Origin of the sequence: Curtobacterium sp. C1 (genome assembly GCF_021049325.1) — a bacterium.
Classification (GTDB): Bacteria; Actinomycetota; Actinomycetes; order Actinomycetales; family Microbacteriaceae; genus Curtobacterium; species Curtobacterium citreum.
Window position 1 is genome coordinate 661,508 of the sequence record NZ_CP088076.1, and the last position, 14,970, is coordinate 676,477.

At 71.5% G+C, this 14,970-nt stretch carries 16 protein-coding genes and 1 tRNA gene; 12 read left to right on the plus strand and 5 right to left on the minus strand.

Annotated elements, in window-relative coordinates; genetic code table 11:
• Positions 1–64 precede the first annotated feature (64 nt).
• The 6 genes from LQK89_RS03355 to LQK89_RS03380 all read left to right on the plus strand — a co-directional run bounded on the left by LQK89_RS03355 (position 65) and on the right by LQK89_RS03380 (position 5,274).
• Positions 65–1,333 (plus strand): molybdopterin molybdotransferase MoeA, encoded by a 1,269-nt coding sequence (locus LQK89_RS03355; RefSeq protein ID WP_231050197.1) that lies wholly within the window; start codon positions 65–67, stop codon positions 1,331–1,333.
• Positions 1,330–1,818 (plus strand): cyclic pyranopterin monophosphate synthase MoaC, encoded by a 489-nt coding sequence (gene moaC, locus LQK89_RS03360; RefSeq protein WP_231050198.1) that lies wholly within the window; start codon positions 1,330–1,332, stop codon positions 1,816–1,818. The genes LQK89_RS03355 and moaC overlap by 4 nt, the downstream gene beginning before the upstream one ends.
• Entirely contained in the window at positions 1,815–2,327 is a 513-nt protein-coding gene (locus LQK89_RS03365) for a MogA/MoaB family molybdenum cofactor biosynthesis protein (RefSeq protein ID WP_231050199.1), read from the plus strand. Before moaC ends, LQK89_RS03365 begins: the two co-directional genes overlap by 4 nt.
• A complete protein-coding gene (locus LQK89_RS03370; protein WP_231050200.1) occupies positions 2,324–2,764 on the plus strand; it encodes a molybdenum cofactor biosynthesis protein MoaE in 441 nt (146 codons plus the stop codon). Before LQK89_RS03365 ends, LQK89_RS03370 begins: the two co-directional genes overlap by 4 nt.
• 96 nt (positions 2,765–2,860) lie before the next feature.
• The gene (locus LQK89_RS03375) at positions 2,861–3,259 is read left to right on the plus strand and encodes a PLD nuclease N-terminal domain-containing protein (protein ID WP_058740572.1); all 399 of its coding nucleotides are present in this window, start codon (positions 2,861–2,863) and stop codon (positions 3,257–3,259) included.
• A gap of 167 nt (positions 3,260–3,426) precedes the next feature.
• Entirely contained in the window at positions 3,427–5,274 is a 1,848-nt protein-coding gene (locus tag LQK89_RS03380) for an ABC-F family ATP-binding cassette domain-containing protein (protein WP_231050201.1), read from the plus strand.
• A 64-nt stretch (positions 5,275–5,338) separates the two neighbouring features.
• On the opposite strand, the gene LQK89_RS03385 is transcribed toward LQK89_RS03380, so the two are convergent.
• Positions 5,339–5,791: a VOC family protein gene (locus LQK89_RS03385; RefSeq protein WP_231050202.1), complete on the minus strand. Its 453-nt coding sequence runs from the start codon at positions 5,789–5,791 to the stop codon at positions 5,339–5,341.
• Between the two features lie 86 nt (positions 5,792–5,877).
• Positions 5,878–6,372, minus strand: coding sequence for a MarR family winged helix-turn-helix transcriptional regulator (locus tag LQK89_RS03390; RefSeq protein ID WP_058740569.1), 495 nt, complete (start codon positions 6,370–6,372; stop codon positions 5,878–5,880).
• 81 nt (positions 6,373–6,453) lie between these two features.
• Between LQK89_RS03390 and LQK89_RS03395 the strand changes: the two genes are divergently transcribed.
• Positions 6,454–6,525 (plus strand) — tRNA-Gln (locus LQK89_RS03395).
• 51 nt (positions 6,526–6,576) lie between these two features.
• Here LQK89_RS03395 and LQK89_RS03400 read toward each other — a convergent pair.
• Positions 6,577–7,431 (minus strand): helix-turn-helix domain-containing protein, encoded by an 855-nt coding sequence (locus tag LQK89_RS03400; protein ID WP_231050203.1) that lies wholly within the window; start codon positions 7,429–7,431, stop codon positions 6,577–6,579.
• A 128-nt stretch (positions 7,432–7,559) separates the two neighbouring features.
• Between LQK89_RS03400 and LQK89_RS03405 the strand changes: the two genes are divergently transcribed.
• The 3 genes from LQK89_RS03405 to LQK89_RS03415 all read left to right on the plus strand — a co-directional run bounded on the left by LQK89_RS03405 (position 7,560) and on the right by LQK89_RS03415 (position 10,649).
• Positions 7,560–8,300, plus strand: a complete 741-nt coding sequence (locus LQK89_RS03405) for an SDR family oxidoreductase (RefSeq protein ID WP_231050204.1) — start codon at positions 7,560–7,562, stop codon at positions 8,298–8,300.
• 96 nt (positions 8,301–8,396) lie between these two features.
• Positions 8,397–9,893 (plus strand): amidase, encoded by a 1,497-nt coding sequence (locus LQK89_RS03410; protein ID WP_231050205.1) that lies wholly within the window; start codon positions 8,397–8,399, stop codon positions 9,891–9,893.
• Between the two features lie 75 nt (positions 9,894–9,968).
• Positions 9,969–10,649, plus strand: coding sequence for a TetR/AcrR family transcriptional regulator (locus LQK89_RS03415; RefSeq protein WP_231050206.1), 681 nt, complete (start codon positions 9,969–9,971; stop codon positions 10,647–10,649).
• Between the two features lie 133 nt (positions 10,650–10,782).
• Here the strand turns inward: LQK89_RS03415 and LQK89_RS03420 are convergent, their stop codons facing one another.
• Both LQK89_RS03420 and LQK89_RS03425 read right to left on the minus strand, forming a co-directional pair.
• A complete protein-coding gene (locus LQK89_RS03420) occupies positions 10,783–11,376 on the minus strand; it encodes a DUF2510 domain-containing protein (protein ID WP_231050207.1) in 594 nt (197 codons plus the stop codon).
• Between the two features lie 96 nt (positions 11,377–11,472).
• On the minus strand, positions 11,473–12,531 hold the full coding sequence (locus LQK89_RS03425; RefSeq protein WP_231050208.1) for a LacI family DNA-binding transcriptional regulator: 1,059 nt from the start codon (positions 12,529–12,531) through the stop codon (positions 11,473–11,475).
• Between the two features lie 170 nt (positions 12,532–12,701).
• Here LQK89_RS03425 and LQK89_RS03430 point away from each other — a divergent pair, with 170 nt between their 5' ends.
• Together LQK89_RS03430 and LQK89_RS03435 are read left to right on the plus strand one after the other, a co-directional pair.
• Positions 12,702–13,952, plus strand: a complete 1,251-nt coding sequence (locus tag LQK89_RS03430) for a sugar ABC transporter substrate-binding protein (protein WP_175327020.1) — start codon at positions 12,702–12,704, stop codon at positions 13,950–13,952.
• A 45-nt stretch (positions 13,953–13,997) separates the two neighbouring features.
• Complete coding sequence (locus LQK89_RS03435) at positions 13,998–14,969, plus strand: carbohydrate ABC transporter permease (protein WP_231050209.1); 972 nt, start codon at positions 13,998–14,000, stop codon at positions 14,967–14,969.
• The last annotated feature ends 1 nt before the right edge of the window (position 14,970 follow it).

The following is a 14,970-nucleotide window of genomic DNA, read 5'->3' on the forward strand; positions in this document are numbered from 1 at the left end:
TACGCTATCGACGGCCCACCGGCAGCAGCCGAGTGCTCGGGCCCACACGAGTTCGGAGGCACGCGTGCGATCGATCGGTCAGCACCGCCAGGCGGTCGCGACGCTGCTCGCGCCGGTCCTCGGCGGCCTAGGGTCGGAGCGGCGGTCGCTGGCGGCGCTCGCCACCGCGTCGGACGCCGGGCGCGGGTACCGCGTGCTCGCCGCGGCCGTGCACGCACCGGTGCCGCTACCGACCTTCGACAACAGCCAGATGGACGGCTTCGCGGTCCGGGCCGCCGACGCCGGTGCGGTGGTTCGCGTCGTCGACCCGATCCCGGCAGGCATCGTCCCCGCGCCGCTCGACCCCGGTACCGCCGCGCCGGTGATGACCGGGGCGCGCATCCCGGACGGCGCGGACGCGGTCATCCCGGTCGAGTCCGTCCCGCCGGGGGCCTTCCCGGCGGCCATGGCGCTCGACGTGCTCACGGTCCCGGTCGACACCACGGTGGGCACGTTCGTCCGGACCGTCGGGAGCGACGTCGCCGCCGGTGCCGAGCTCGCACCCGCGGGCGCCCCGGTGACGCCGGCCCTGCTCGGGGCGCTCGCCGCGGCGGGCATCGACGCCGTGGACGTCGTACGGCCCCTGCGTGTGCTCGTCGTGTCGACGGGCAGCGAGCTGCGGGACGACACGACGAACCCCGGTGCCGATGCGCGTGCCGGTGCCGACGCCGCAGCGACGATCGGGGACGCGAACGGTGTCGCGCTGCAGGCCGCCCTGGCCGAGGTCGGCGCCCGGTCCCGCACGGTCCGCCTGCGCGACGACCCGGACCGCTTCGTCGACGCCCTCGGCGAGGCGATCGGCGGCCCCGGGGTGGACGGTGCCGACCTCGTGCTCACCACCGGCGGGATCAGCGCGGGTGCGTACGAGGTCGTCCGGCAGGCCCTCGAGCCGCTCGGCCTCGCCGTCACCCCGGTCGCGGTGCAGCCCGGTGGGCCCCAGGCGCTCGGCACCGTCGCGCTCGGCGGACGTCCGGTCCCGGTCGTGGCGTTCCCGGGCAACCCGGTGTCCGCGCTCGTGTCGTTCGAGCTGTTCCTCCGCCCGGTGCTCGCCCCACTCGTCGGCGCGCCCGACCGTGCCGCCGCCGAGCTCCCCGCTGCCGAGGGCACGACCTCGCCCCCGACGAAGCACCAGGTCCGTCGCGGCCGGGTGCAGGACGGCCGGGTCTGGTTCGTCGGCGGGCCGAGCTCGCACCTGCTCGGGCACCTCGCGGCGGCCACCCACCTCGTCCACGTCCCGGTCGGCACCGACACCGTCGCACCGGGCGACCCCCTGACCGTCTGGAGCCTGCGATGACCACTGCGCCCGACCAGCCCGACCTCTCCCACGTCCGGGCCGACGGCTCCGCGCACATGGTCGACGTCTCCGAGAAGGACGTCACCGACCGCTCGGCGACGGCGACCGCGACCCTCGTGACGCGCGAGGACGTCGTCGACCGGATCCTCGACGGGTCGCTGCCGAAGGGCGAGGTCATCGGCACCGCCCGGATCGCCGCGATCATGGCCGTCAAGAAGACCTCGGACCTCGTGCCCCTCTGCCACCCCCTGCCGATCGCCGGGGTGCAGGTCGACATCACGGGCGACGGGGACCGCGTCCGGATCGAGGTGTCCGTGCGCACGACCTCGCGCACCGGCGTCGAGATGGAGGCGCTGACGGGGGCGAGCGTCGCTGCGCTGACCGTGTACGACATGGTGAAGGCCGTCGACCGCGCGGCCGTGATCACGGAGGTGCGGGTGCTGGAGAAGCACGGCGGACGCTCCGGTGACTGGAGCAACCGATGACCACCGAACCGACCAGGGGGCGCGCCGGCGTGGTCGTCGTCTCGACCTCCGCTGCGACGGACCCCGCCCTCGACCGCACCGGACCGGTCATCGCGGGCTGGCTGCGCGAGCGCGGCTTCACCGTGGCCGAGCCGACGATCGTGCCGGACGGCGGCCCGATCGCCGAGACGGTGTCCGCGGAGCTGCTCGCCGATGCCCGGCTCGTCGTCACGACCGGCGGCACGGGCGTCACACCGACCGACCGCACGCCCGAGGCCGTGGCGCCCCTCGTCGACCTCGAGCTGCCCGGCATCACCGAGGAGATCCGTCGCCGCGGGCTCGCCGGCGCCGGTCCGACGGCGCTCCTGACCCGGGGGGTCGCTGGGATCGCCCGTGGCCGGTGCCTGGTCGTCACCCTGCCCGGATCGCGCGGCGGGGTCGCCGACGGACTCGCGGTCCTCGACGGGGTGCTCGACCACGTGCTCGCCCAGCTGCACGGCGAAGGACACGCACGACGGAGCGCGTCGTGAGCGCCGGGGCCTCCGCAGACCGCGTCGTCCTCGCCGACGTCGTCGACCGGGTCATCACCGTGGACGAGGTCTCCGCGGCCGTCGCGACCGACCAGGACGGCGCCGTGGTGACCTTCGCCGGGATCGTCCGCGACCACGACGGGGGCAAGGGCGTCACCGCGCTCGACTACGAGCGGCACCCGAGCGCGGCCGAGGTCATCGCCGAGGTCGCCCGCACCATCGCCGACGAGCACCCCGAGGTCCGCATCGCCGTCCTGCACCGCGTCGGCGCGCTCGGCATCGGGGACGTGGCGCTCGCCGCCGCCGTGGCCTCACCGCACCGCGGGGTGGCCTTCACCGCGTGCGGCGCCCTCGTCGACCTGGTCAAGGAGCGGACGCCGATCTGGAAGCACCAGCGGTTCACCGACGGCAGCGACGAGTGGGTGGCCGCACTCTGACCTGTACGGCCCCGCAGGAGACCGACGCGGGATCGTGATCGCGGCACCCGTCCTGGGCGTGGTCGGGCACTCAACTGGTCCATAGACTCCCGAGACATGAGCGTGCTGCTGTACGGAGCCGGAGTCGTCCTGCTCGTGTTCGCCCTGATCGACATCATCACGCGGGGCGAGGACCAGGTCCGCGGTCTGCCGAAGTTCGCGTGGATCCTGATCTGCGTCTTCCTGCCCGTCGTCGGCAGCATCGTGTGGTTCGCCGTCGGCCACGACTGGAGCGCGAACGACCGGAACCACGGCCGGTACCTCGAGCCGAACCGTCACGAGGACCAGTACGCGAGCCTCGGGCACGCCCGCGCCGCCCACGGGGATGCGCGCGTGACCGGCACGGAGCAGGAGCTCGCCGCGCTCGAGCGGGAGATCGAGTACTGGGAGGCCCAGGCGCGACTGCGCCGTGCCAAGGAGGCTGCCGGCGAGGGCGAGCCGACCCCGGGGAGCTGACCCGCGCCTCCAGGCCGACGGCGCGACAGCGCCCCGCGTCTGCGCGCGCGCACGCCCGCGCGCAGCCATGTGTCGAACCACGTTCCCGACGTCGAACCAGCCACCGCGGTCGGTTCGACGTCGCATCCCTGGTTCGACTCGTCACCCGCGCCACCTACCCTTGTCGGGTGGCTCATCTCCTCGGCGCCGAGAACGTGCATCTCGAGTTCCCCACCCGTGTCGTCTTCGACAGCGTCACCCTCGGCCTCGACGAGGGCGACCGCATCGGCGTCGTCGGCCGGAACGGCGACGGCAAGTCGACGCTGCTCGCGCTGCTCGCCCAGCGTCTGGAGCCCGACGCCGGCCGCGTCACGCACCGCCGCGGGCTGACGATCGGCTACCTCGACCAGCGCGACGTGCTCCCGGCCGGAGCCACGGTCGGCGCGACCGTGGTCGGCGACCTCGCGGAGCACGAGTGGGCGGGCGACCCGAAGATCCGCGACGTCATCGGCGGTCTCGTGTCGGACATCCCGTGGGAGGCCGTCGTCGACGACCTCTCCGGTGGCCAGCGTCGACGGATCGCCCTCGCGAAGCTCCTGGTGGGCGACTGGGACGTGCTGTTCCTCGACGAGCCGACGAACCACCTCGACGTCGAGGGCATCCAGTGGCTCGCCGACCACATCAACCGGCGCTGGTCCTCGAACCAGGGCGGGCTCGTGGTCGTGACGCACGACCGGTGGTTCCTCGACGCGGTGTCCACGGACACGTGGGAGGTGCACGACGGCGTCGTCGAGCCCTTCGAGGGCGGTTACGCGGCGTACATCCTGCAGCGCGTGGAGCGCGACCGGCAGGCCGCCGCGTCCGAGCAGCGCCGGCAGAACCTGGCGCGGAAGGAGCTCGCCTGGCTCCGCCGCGGGGCCCCGGCCCGCACGAGCAAGCCGAAGTTCCGCATCGACGCGGCGAACGCGCTGATCGACGACGTCCCGCCCATCCGCGACACCGTCGCCCTGGCGCAGACGGCGACCGCGCGGCTCGGCAAGGACGTCGTCGACCTGCTCGACGTCGGCGTCTCGTTCGGCGACGACGTGATCCTGCGCGACGTCGAGTGGCGGATCGCGCCGGGGGAGCGGACCGGCATCCTCGGGCCGAACGGCGCGGGCAAGTCGACGCTGCTGAACCTGGTGTCGGGCGCGCTGCAGCCCACCGTCGGCCGGGTGAAGACCGGCAAGACCGTGCAGGTCGCGGTGCTCGACCAGCAGCTCGCGGACCTCGCGCAGTTCGCCGACGACCGGGTGCGCGAGGTCGTCGCCCGCAAGAAGACGAGCTACGTCGCGGACGGCAAGGAGATGACGCCGTCGCAGCTGCTCGAGCGCCTCGGCTTCACGTCGGAGCAGCTCTCCACGCCGGTTCGCGATCTCAGTGGCGGGCAGAAGCGGCGGCTACAGCTCATGCTCATCCTGCTCGACGAGCCGAACGTGCTGATCCTCGACGAGCCCACGAACGACCTGGACACCGACATGCTCGCCGCGATGGAGGACCTGCTCGACACCTGGCCGGGCACCCTGCTCGTCGTGTCGCACGACCGGTACCTGCTCGAGCGCGTCACCGACCAGCAGTACGCGGTGCTCGGCGGGCACCTCCGGCACCTGCCGGGCGGGGTCGACGAGTACATGCGGTTGCGTGCGTCGGGTTCGGTCCCGCAGACGGCGTCGGCGGCTGCCGCCGCATCAGCCGGGAGGCCCGACACGGCCCCGGCGGGCGGGTCCGGTCCCGGGACGGTCGCGTCCGGTGCCCCTGCTGCGCCCGGCCTGTCCGGAGCGGACCGGCGCGCTGCCGAGAAGGAGATGTCGGCCCTCGACCGCAAGATCGCGAAGGCAGGGCAGGACCGGCAGAAGCTGCTCGACGCGTTCGCGGCACACGACCAGTCCGACTACGCGGGACTCGGAGCGTTGCAGACGCAGCTCGGTGACCTCGAGGCCGAGGTCGAGCAGCTGGAGGAGCGCTGGCTCGAGGTCGCCGAGGCGCTCGGGGTCTAGGGGTGCCGGGGGCCGGGTCGGCGCTGCCGGGTCGGCCGTCGATGGAGCAGAAGACGTCGGGTCGTCACGAGCGCCCCGACGGTTCCTGCTCCACCGACGCGGGGTCGCCGCCACCCGGGTTCGCGACGACCTCCCAGAGGTGCCCGTCCGGGTCCTGGAAGAACCCGGACCACATCCCCCACGGGCGTGTGTACGGCGGCGCGAGCATCGTCGCCCCGGCGACACGGGCCCGGTCGAGGAACGCCTGCGCCTCGGCCTGCGAGTCGGTGAAGTGCCCGATCGCCGTGCTCGGTCCGGTGGCCAGGTCGACGCCGGAGTCCTTCCGCATGTCCTCCCGGCCGTAGACGCTCACGATCAGCCCGTCGTCGAGCGTGAACATCGCCGTCGTGCCGCCCGCGGTGTTGTCGGTGGCCGGGTACTCCATTCCGATGACGCCGCTGCCCTCGATCCCGAGCAGGGCGCGGTAGAACGCGGCGGAGCGGGCGACGTCGGTGACGGCGAGGGTGATCGCGTGCATGGGCGGCACGGTAGTCCGGCCGCTGTCGGCGCGTGCGTGGGGTCCGGCGCGTGTGTCGGGTACGGTGCGACCGCGACCGTCCGTCGCTAGTCGCCGAGGCCCAGGATGAGCCGGCGGAGCAGCGCGGCGAGCTGCGCCTGCTCGTCGTCGGACACTCCGGTCAGGATGTCCCGCTCTGCGCGCAGCAGGTCCGCGATCGCGGCGTCGACCGCGGCTCGACCCCGGCTCGTCAGCGACACGAGGATGCCCCGGCCGTCCTTCGGGTCGGTCCGGCGGCTCACGAGCCCGCGCGCGGCGAGCCGGTCCACCCGGTTCGTCATCGTGCCGCTCGAAACCAGGGTCTGCTGCAGCAACGACTTCGGGCTGAGCTCGTACGGTTCCCCCGCACGGCGCAGCGCCGACAGGACGTCGAACTCCCACGGCTCGACGTCGCTCGCGTCGAACGCCGCCCGTCGTGCGCGGTCGAGGTGCCGGGCGAGCCGGTCCACGCGGGACAGCACCTCGAGCGGGCCGAAGTCCAGGTCGGGGCGCTCCCCACCCCACGCCGCGACGATCCGGTCGACCTCGTCCTGCTGCGGCATCCCTCCATCTTGGCCGAACCGACGGCGCGCGGCCAGCGTCCGCGTCGTGGGAGGATGGTCGGTGCACCCGGACGGGTGTGTTCCGCCTTGGTGTAACGGCAGCACGACGGCCTTTGGTGCCGTTAGGTCCGGGTTCGAATCCTGGAGGCGGAGCGAGCGCTGGCCCCGCTCCGGATGGATCGGGTACGCGCGGCGGCTCGGTCGTCAGGCCATCGCTGACGCCTCCTGCGGACCCGTCTCCGTCCGAGACGTGCGAGCCAGCGAAGCGAGCAGACGCAGTTTCTGGGCGTCCGCGGAGCCTTCGTCCGCGTAGTAGAGGACGAGGATCACACCACCGACCGGAAGCTTGTCCCGGTTCAGGCGAAGGGAGCCGAGCTCCGGGTGCTGCACGGTGACGGTGGTGCCGGCCAGCGGTCGCACGTCCTGTCGCGCCCAGAGCTCCCGGAACCGAGCGCTCGCGAGCGAGAGCTGCCCGACGAGCTCGACCGCCCTCGGGTCGTCGACGTCACTGCCCAAGGCATGACGGAACGCAGCGACCATCTCGACGACCGCGCGCTCCCAGTCTTGCTGGAAGGCCCGCTCCTCAGGGTCGACGAGCAGCGACCGCAGCCGGTTCTGCCCGGCGGCCAGCCTGGGTGAGAGCGCGGTCGCGAGGCTGTTCGCTGCCAGGACGTCGAGCGTCCTGCTCTCGATGAAGGCGGGTACCTCGACCGCGGCCAACAGGTGGCGGAGACGAGGCGGGATGCGCACCAGGCTCGGACGAGAACGCGTGCGCGGCCGGGACGCGGTGAGGTCCGCGAGGTAGGCCCGTTCGACGTCGTCGAGCGTCAGCACCCGGGCGAGCGAGTCGAGCACCTGCGCGGACGGGTTGCGGTCTCGTCCGCGCTCGAGTCGCAGGTAGTAGTCCGCGCTGATCCCGGCCAGGAGTGCGACCTCTTCGCGGCGGAGTCCTGGGACGCGGCGGTTCGGACCGGCGGGGAGGCCGACCTGCTCGGGGGTGACGAGTGCGCGTCGCGCAGCCAGGTACCGACCGAGCCGGTTCTCGTCCGGATCGTTCATGGACTCCACGCTAACCAGTGCGCTGGCGAGGAGCGGGGGTCCTGGTACTCCCCTGGAAGAGCGGGGCCTCCTCGACCGCCGGACTCAGCGCGAACATCGGATCAGCAACCGAATCGGAAGGAACCGAGATGGACATCAGCAACCGCACCGTCTTCATCGCCGGCGGCACGACCGGGATCGGCGCCGGCCTGGCTCGACGCTTGGCGGCAGCCGGATCGACGGTCGTCGTCGGCGGCCGCAGCGCGGCACGGGTCAACGACGTCGACGCGGTCGTGATCGACGTGACCGATCCGCTATCGGTCCTCGGGGCACGCGACCAGGTCCTCCGTGCGCATCCGGACCTGGATCTCGTGGTCACGATGTCCGGCGTCATGGAGCAGGAAGACCTGCGCGATCCTGGGCACATCGCACAGGCCGAGCACTCGATCGCGGTCAACCTGCTCGGCACGATCCGCGTGATCGACGCGTTCACGCCGCACCTGCTCGAACAGGGTCACGGCGACCTCCTGACGGTCACCTCCGGTATCGGCTTCATGCCCTTCCCGCTGATGCCGACCTACGGCGCCACGAAGGCAGCCGTGCACTCGTACTCCGAATCCCTCCGGGCGCAGCTCGCCGGCACGGGTGTCGGGGTGATCGAGCTCGTTCCTCCGGCGGTGGCGACCGCCGGCCAGGAGAAGGTCAACCCGAACGCCCTGCCCCTCGACGCGTTCCTCGACGAGGTGATCAGCCTGCTCGTCCAGGAGCCGACACCGAGGGAGATCGTCGTGGAGCGGGCCCGGCCGCTCCGCTGGGCGGAACGCGACGGCAGCTACGACACGATGCTCGCTCAGCGATCGCAGTCACTGCGCGTCCTGCGGGACCGCTGACGCCTGCAGCGCAGGACGCCGGACACGATGGGTTCTTGCATGCTAACTTTTTTTTGTTAGCGCGTTTCGCGCTCCAGCTGACCCGAAGGAGCAGCCATGTCTGTCCAGCAGCCCACACCGGCGCAGATCGCCGACCTCGCCTCGAAGATCGGCTACAGCGACATCGCTGCCGCCCCGGAGGAGTACACGGCGATGATCGCCGGGATGGTCGGTGTGTACGACGCCCTGGAGGCGATCCCCGAACCCGGACCCCTGCCGACGCGCGAGCCGGTGCACTCCGTCCGCCCCTCCGCCGCAGAGGACCCGCACCATGCGTGGGAGGTCCGGACCTCGATCCACGGAGCCGACTCCGGCCTCCTCGCGGGCGTGCGCCTCGGGGTGAAGGACAGCATCCTCGTCGCGGGTGTCCCGATGCGCAACGGCTCGAAGGAGCTCGAGACCTTCGTACCGAACGAGGACGCCACGGTGGTGACCAGGGCCCTGGCTGCGGGGGCGGAGATCGTCGGCAAGACCACGAACGAGTACTTCTGCATGTCCGGTGGCAGTCACACGGCCGCGTCGGGCGTGGTGCACAACCCACACCGGATGGGGTACTCCTCCGGTGGTTCCTCCAGCGGCAGCGCCGTCGCGCTCGTCACCGGGGACGCGGACATGACCCTCGGCGCCGATCAGGCCGGGTCGATCCGCATGCCGGCGTCGTGGTCCGGTGTCGTGGGCCTCAAGCCGACCTACGGCCTCGTGCCGTACACCGGCATCGCCACCCTCGACGGGTACTTCGACCACGTCGGACCGATGACGCGCACCGTCCTCGACAACGCGCGCTTCCTGGCCGCCATCGCCGGTCCCGACGGGATCGATCCGCGCCAGCGGAACGTCGTCGTCGACGACTACCTCACCGAGATCGACAGCGGCGTCGAAGGGATGCGGATCGGCGTCCTCACCGAGGGGTTCGGCACCGAGCACGCAGAAGCGGAGGTCGACCAGACCGTCCGCGACGCCGTCGCTGCGCTACGAGCACAGGGGGCGATCGTGGAGGAGGTCTCCGTCCCGCTGCACTCCCTCGGTCCTGCGATCTGGACCGCGATCGCGATCGAGGGCATGGCCGAGACGGTGCTCCGCAACCAGGGGTTCGGCTTCGGCAGGCCGGACGCCTACCCCGTCGACATGATGCAGCACGTCCTCGACCACCGCGGAGCCGCCGAGGCCCACCCGGCGAACGTGCGCCTGTTCACCCTCGTCGGCGCCTACGTCGACCAGCAGGCCGGGCGGCTGCACTACGCCAGGGCCGTCAACCGGGCACAGGTCCTCCGGGCTGCCTACGACGACGCCCTCGCCCGGTTCGACGTACTCGTCACCCCGACCACCCCGCAGACCGCGCGGCCGCTGCCGGACCCGGAGCACGGTGCCGGTGCTGCGGTCGGCGCCGCGATCGAGATGTCGGCCAACACCACGCCGTTCAACATCACGCACCACCCAGCGCTCAGCGTGCCGTGCGGCCGGGTCGGCGGACTGCCGGTCGGTCTCCAGCTGATCGGGAAGCACTTCGACGAAGCCACGCTCTACCGGGTCGGGCGGGCGATCGAGCAGCGCTGACGTCACCGAGCCGGTGGGATCATGGAACGGAGCCAGATCCCGCCGGCTGGCTCGTTCCCACCGAAAGGCCAGCCGTTGACTCGTTCCGAGGACATGCGCGTCCGGATCCTCGACACCGCGCACGACCTCCTGAACGCGGAAGGCCGCGATGCGGTCACGACCCGGGCGATCACCTCCGCGCTCCACATCCAGGCGCCGACGATCTACCGGATCTTCGGCGACAAACAGGGTCTCCTCGACCAGGTCGCGCTCCACGGCTTCGCCGCACACCTGGCGACCTGGACCGGATGGACCCCGGGAGCGGACCCGATCGACTCGCTCCGTCAGGGGTGGGACATGCACATCGACTGGGGGCTGCGGCACCCGCAGGTGTACTCCATCGCCTACGGCGACCCTCGGGACGGCACGTCCTCTCCCGCCGCGGACGCGATCGACGCGATCCTCCGTGAGCAGTTGGTCGAGGCAGCGAAGACCGGACGCCTCGCCGTGCCGGTGGCGGACGCCGTCGACGTGATCCGCGCTGCAGGCGTCGGCGTCGTGTTCACCCTGCTCGCCAGGCCCGCCGAGTCCCGCGACATGTCGTTGTCCACGCGATCCCGGGACGCGGCACTGAACGCGGTCCTCGCCGTGCCCGCCGCTCCGGTGACCCGGACCGGCGCAGTCATGCAGGTCCGACACCAGCTCGAGCACACCGGAGCGCTCACCCCGAACGAGAGGGCGTTGTTCAGCGACTGGCTCGATCGCGTCGCTCGGTAGGAGCGGACGAGGTGTCCTGCAACGGTGACACCTCCCGACGCCCAGAGCCGTCGACGTCGTCCGCTTGCTCCTTCGGCAGGCGCCCCGAGCGCCTGCGACAGCGACGCCCGACCGGACGTTCCGCCTGCTGCGCCTACGGCAGCAGCTGCCGGAACAGTGCGAGGCCGTGCACGAGGCCGACGATCGTGCTGAGCACGAAGACCGCGAGGTACGACCACAGCGGCCACATCGGCCGACCCGGTGCGACCTTGCGGACGACCACGAACCGCCCGATCACGTAGACGATCGCGGACAGGAACGCCCACGGCCACGGGAACGGTCGCACGACCCCGCGTCGCCGTAGCTCCCGGTGGTCGAGCCACGCGAGCACGACGGCCGCGCCGTACAGGACCAGCCCGCCGACCTGCACGACGAAGTACCCGGCGGTGTAGAGCGAGGTCGGGTCGACCGTCGGGAAGCGCTCCGGCCCGACGGTCCGGAACTGCAGGTGTGGCTGGTAGGCGAACTGCAGCAGGACGGCGAGGACCGGCTGGAGCACGAGGAGCCACACCCACACGGTGTCGGTCGGCACCTCGTCACGCAGACGCGGCCTGGTCGCCTGCGCCTGCGCCTGCGACTGCGCCGGGGGCGGTCCGACGTGCTGCGTCCAGGCGGTGCCGTCCCACCACCGCATCCCCGGGTGACCAGACGGGTCCGGGTACCAGCCTGGCGGCGTCGCGTTCGACATCGGATCCCCCTCGGACGGTGCAGGACACGGTGCCCGGCAGATCCCACGGTAGTCGGGCGCAAGGGGCCGGGTGGCGCACCGGAGATGGCGGAGTGTTCAGGTCTGCTGGACGTCTCCGCGGTCCGGGTCGCTCGACCCCCGCACCACGAGCTGCACCGGGTTCCGTACCCGCCCCTGTCGCACCACGCCGTCGATGCTCTCCACGAGCGCCTCCGCCGCGAGTCGTCCGAGCTCCTGCAGGTTCATGTCCACGCTGGTCAGCTGGGGGCGGGCGCCCTCGACCAGGACGTCCCAGTTGTCGAAGCCGACGACCGCGACGTCGTCCGGGATCCGCCGCCCCGACTCGCGCACGGTGTCCATCACCCCGCGGGCGATGTGGTCGCTGCCGGCGACCACGGCGTCGACGTCCGGGTGGGTCTCGAGCAGTCGCTCGGTCGCGCGCCGGCCCCAGGTCTCGTTCCAGGCGCCGAACACGAGCCCGGGGTTGCCGATCAGCTCGAGCCCGTGGTCGTCCATCGCCGCGGCGGCGCCACGGAGGCGGTCGCGCGCCGCGGCGTACCCGTCCTCGCCGTTGACGATCGCGATGCGTCGGCGGCCGGCCGCGAGCAGGTGCTCGACCGCCAGCCGGCCGGCGAGCTCGTTGTCCGGCTCGAAGGACAGGTCCTGGTCGTCGGCGGACGGCGCGTACACGTACACGACCGGGACGTCCGGCTTCGACCGCATCGGCGGCCTCGGGTTCGTGGTGCGACCGACGACCAGGACCCCGTCGACCCGGCGGGTCAGCAGGGACTGCAGCTGGAGCTGTTCGCGGAGGTCGCTGTCGCGGGCGTCTGCGAGCAGCACCGACAGCGAGCCAGCCCCGAAGGCGTCCTCGGCCCCGAGCAGGATCGGTAGGACGAACCGGTTGTCGAGGTCACTCGTGAGCATGCCGATCGTGTTCGTGGGTGCGCGGTTCAGCGCGCGGGCGAACGGGTTCGGCACGAACGAGAGCTCCGCTGCCGCTGCGAGCACGGCCTCGCGCGACCGCGCACTGACGTGCGCCTTGCCGTTGAGCGCCTTCGACGCCGTCGCGACGGACACCCCGGCGGCTCGCGCCACATCGGCGAGCGTCGCGGTCTCCGCGGTCGGGACGGACTGCGCGGTGTCGTCGTTCATCCTGCCTCCGAAACTAGTTTACGAATCCCCTTGACACTTCTCCAGGGCGGATCGTAGATTCCTCCCGAAACCGGTTTCGGTTCCCCTCGACGGCGAGGCAGCGTCGCCGAGGGGGCCGCTGCCGGACCCGAACCTGCGATCACGTCGCATTCAGAGAGGAACCCGTGATCATGCGCACCAAGACCGCAATCCGCATCGGCGCGCTGGTGGCAGCAGCCAGCGTCGTCGCCGGTCTCACCGGCTGTTCGGCCCAGTCCTCCGGCTCCGGTTCGTCGGACGCCGCGAAGGGCACATACACGTTCTGGGACCCGTACCCCCAGTACGACGCGTCCTCCGCGTGGGGCAAGCTCGTCGCGAAGTGCGGCACCGACGCCGGCGTCACCGTGAAGCGCACCGGCTACGACACGTCCGACTTGACGAACAAGGCGCTGCTGGCCGGCCAGCAGGGCAAGTCGCCCGACGTCCTGCTCGTCGACAACCCCGTGGTCTCGACCCTGGCCCAGGCCGGCATCGTCACCGACACCGGCACGAACGGCCTGCAGACCGGCTCGATCGCGAAGAACATCCTCGGAGCGGGCGTCGTCGACGGCAAGACGTACGGCGTCCCGATCGGCGCCAACACCCTGGCGCTCTACTACAACCCGAAGGTGCTCCAGGCCGCCGGTGTCGACCCGTCCTCCGTCAAGGACTGGGACTCGCTGACCGCGGCGCTGGCGAAGGTCAAGGCCGCCGGCAAGAAGGGCATCACCTTCTCCGGCATCAACACCGAGGAGGGCTCGTTCCAGTTCCTCCCGTGGTTCTGGGGCGCCGACGCCGACCTGACGAAGCTCGACTCGTCCAAGGCAGAAGAGGCGCTCAGCCTCTGGAAGGGCTGGATCGACGAGGGCTACGCCCCGAACTCGGTCATCCAGAACACCCAGACGACCAGCTGGCAGGAGTTCCAGACCGGCGACTTCGCCTTCGGCGAGAACGGCACGTGGCAGAAGGACGCCGCGAAGCAGATGGGCGCGGGCGTCATCACGATCCCCGCGAAGGACGGCGGAGCCGCACCGGTCCCGACCGGCGGTGAGTTCTTCACCATCCCGGTGCAGAAGGACACCGCCCGCTACGCGACGACGAAGAAGATCGTCGAGTGCCTGTCGTCGGGCGACAACGTCGTCACGACGGACAACACGCTGAACTACATCGCTGCGTCGTCGAGCCTGCAGCAGCAGCAACTCGCGGGGAACAAGGACCTGTCCACCTGGGTCGACGCGGTCAAGGCGGCGAAGGCCCGCACCGGGGACGACCTCGGCGTGAAGTACCCCGTCATCTCCGAGCAGCTGTGGACCGCGGTGCAGAAGGCCGAGTCCGGTTCCGCGTCGCCGTCGAACGCACTGCAGGCAGCCCAGCAGGCCGTCGACGAGAAGCTCAAGAAGTAAGTCCACCCCACCCGCACCACCACGGAAACGGAAGTCGACACGACCATGACGACCGACACGACGTCACTGCGACCGTCGGCTGCGCGTCCCCGGGCCGACGGCACCCCCGCCTCGGCCCGGGCCCGCCGCGCCCACGCACAGCGACGAGCACAGCTCACGGCCTGGGCGTTCCTCGCCCCGGTGGCCCTCTACCTGCTGCTCTTCTACGCGTACCCGCTCTACAAGAACATCGAGCTGAGCCTGCGGCACTACACGGTGACGTCGTTCGTCTCCGGCAACGCCCCGTTCGTCGGCCTGCAGAACTTCGTCTCGGTGTTCTCGAGCGCGACCTTCGCCCCGGCGATCTGGAACACGACGGTCTTCGTCCTCGTGTCGATCGTCGCGCAGTTCGCCCTCGGGCTCGCCCTGGCGGTGTTCTTCCACCACCACTTCCCGCTGTCCGGGCTGCTCCGGGCGCTGTTCCTCGTGCCGTGGCTCCTGCCGCTGCTGGTGTCCGCGAGCACGTGGTCGTGGATGATGAACAGCGACTCGGGCATCGTGAACGCGTTCCTCGAGGCGGTCGGCATCGGACAGATCAACTGGCTGACCTCACCCGACTGGTCGCTGTTCGCGGTCCTCGTCGCGAACATCTGGATCGGCATCCCGTTCAACCTCGTGATCATGTACTCCGGGCTGCAGGGCATCCCGGGCGAGCTGTACGAGGCCGCGTCCCTGGACGGCGCGAACGGCTGGCAGCGGTTCTGGCGGATCACCTTCCCGCTGCTCCGTCCGGTCACCGCGATCACGCTGCTGCTCGGCTTCGTCTACACGCTCAAGGTCTTCGACATCATCTGGATCATGACGAAGGGCGGCCCGTCCGGCTCGTCCACGACCCTCGCCATCTGGTCCTACCAACTCGGGTTCGGCTCGCTCCTGCCCGACTTCAGCTCCGCCGCCACCGTGGGCAACGTGCTCATCGTCATCGCCCTGGTCGTCGGCCTCGTCTACGCGCGCGTGCAGCGCCGCCTGGAGGTGTGAC

Bases quoted from the DNA above. Each gene is read 5' to 3' on its own strand.
- moaC (WP_231050198.1), top strand. From the start codon at position 1,330: ATGACCACTGCGCCCGACCAGCCCGACCTCTCCCACGTCCGGGCCGAC.
- LQK89_RS03365 (WP_231050199.1), top strand. From the start codon at position 1,815: ATGACCACCGAACCGACCAGGGGGCGCGCCGGCGTGGTCGTCGTCTCG.
- LQK89_RS03375 (WP_058740572.1), top strand. From the start codon at position 2,861: ATGAGCGTGCTGCTGTACGGAGCCGGAGTCGTCCTGCTCGTGTTCGCC.
- LQK89_RS03385 (WP_231050202.1), bottom strand. From the start codon at position 5,791: ATGCACGCGATCACCCTCGCCGTCACCGACGTCGCCCGCTCCGCCGCG.
- LQK89_RS03390 (WP_058740569.1), bottom strand. From the start codon at position 6,372: ATGCCGCAGCAGGACGAGGTCGACCGGATCGTCGCGGCGTGGGGTGGG.
- LQK89_RS03400 (WP_231050203.1), bottom strand. From the start codon at position 7,431: ATGAACGATCCGGACGAGAACCGGCTCGGTCGGTACCTGGCTGCGCGA.
- LQK89_RS03405 (WP_231050204.1), top strand. From the start codon at position 7,560: ATGGACATCAGCAACCGCACCGTCTTCATCGCCGGCGGCACGACCGGG.
- LQK89_RS03410 (WP_231050205.1), top strand. From the start codon at position 8,397: ATGTCTGTCCAGCAGCCCACACCGGCGCAGATCGCCGACCTCGCCTCG.
- LQK89_RS03420 (WP_231050207.1), bottom strand. From the start codon at position 11,376: ATGTCGAACGCGACGCCGCCAGGCTGGTACCCGGACCCGTCTGGTCAC.
- LQK89_RS03425 (WP_231050208.1), bottom strand. From the start codon at position 12,531: ATGAACGACGACACCGCGCAGTCCGTCCCGACCGCGGAGACCGCGACG.
- LQK89_RS03430 (WP_175327020.1), top strand. From the start codon at position 12,702: ATGCGCACCAAGACCGCAATCCGCATCGGCGCGCTGGTGGCAGCAGCC.
- LQK89_RS03435 (WP_231050209.1), top strand. From the start codon at position 13,998: ATGACGACCGACACGACGTCACTGCGACCGTCGGCTGCGCGTCCCCGG.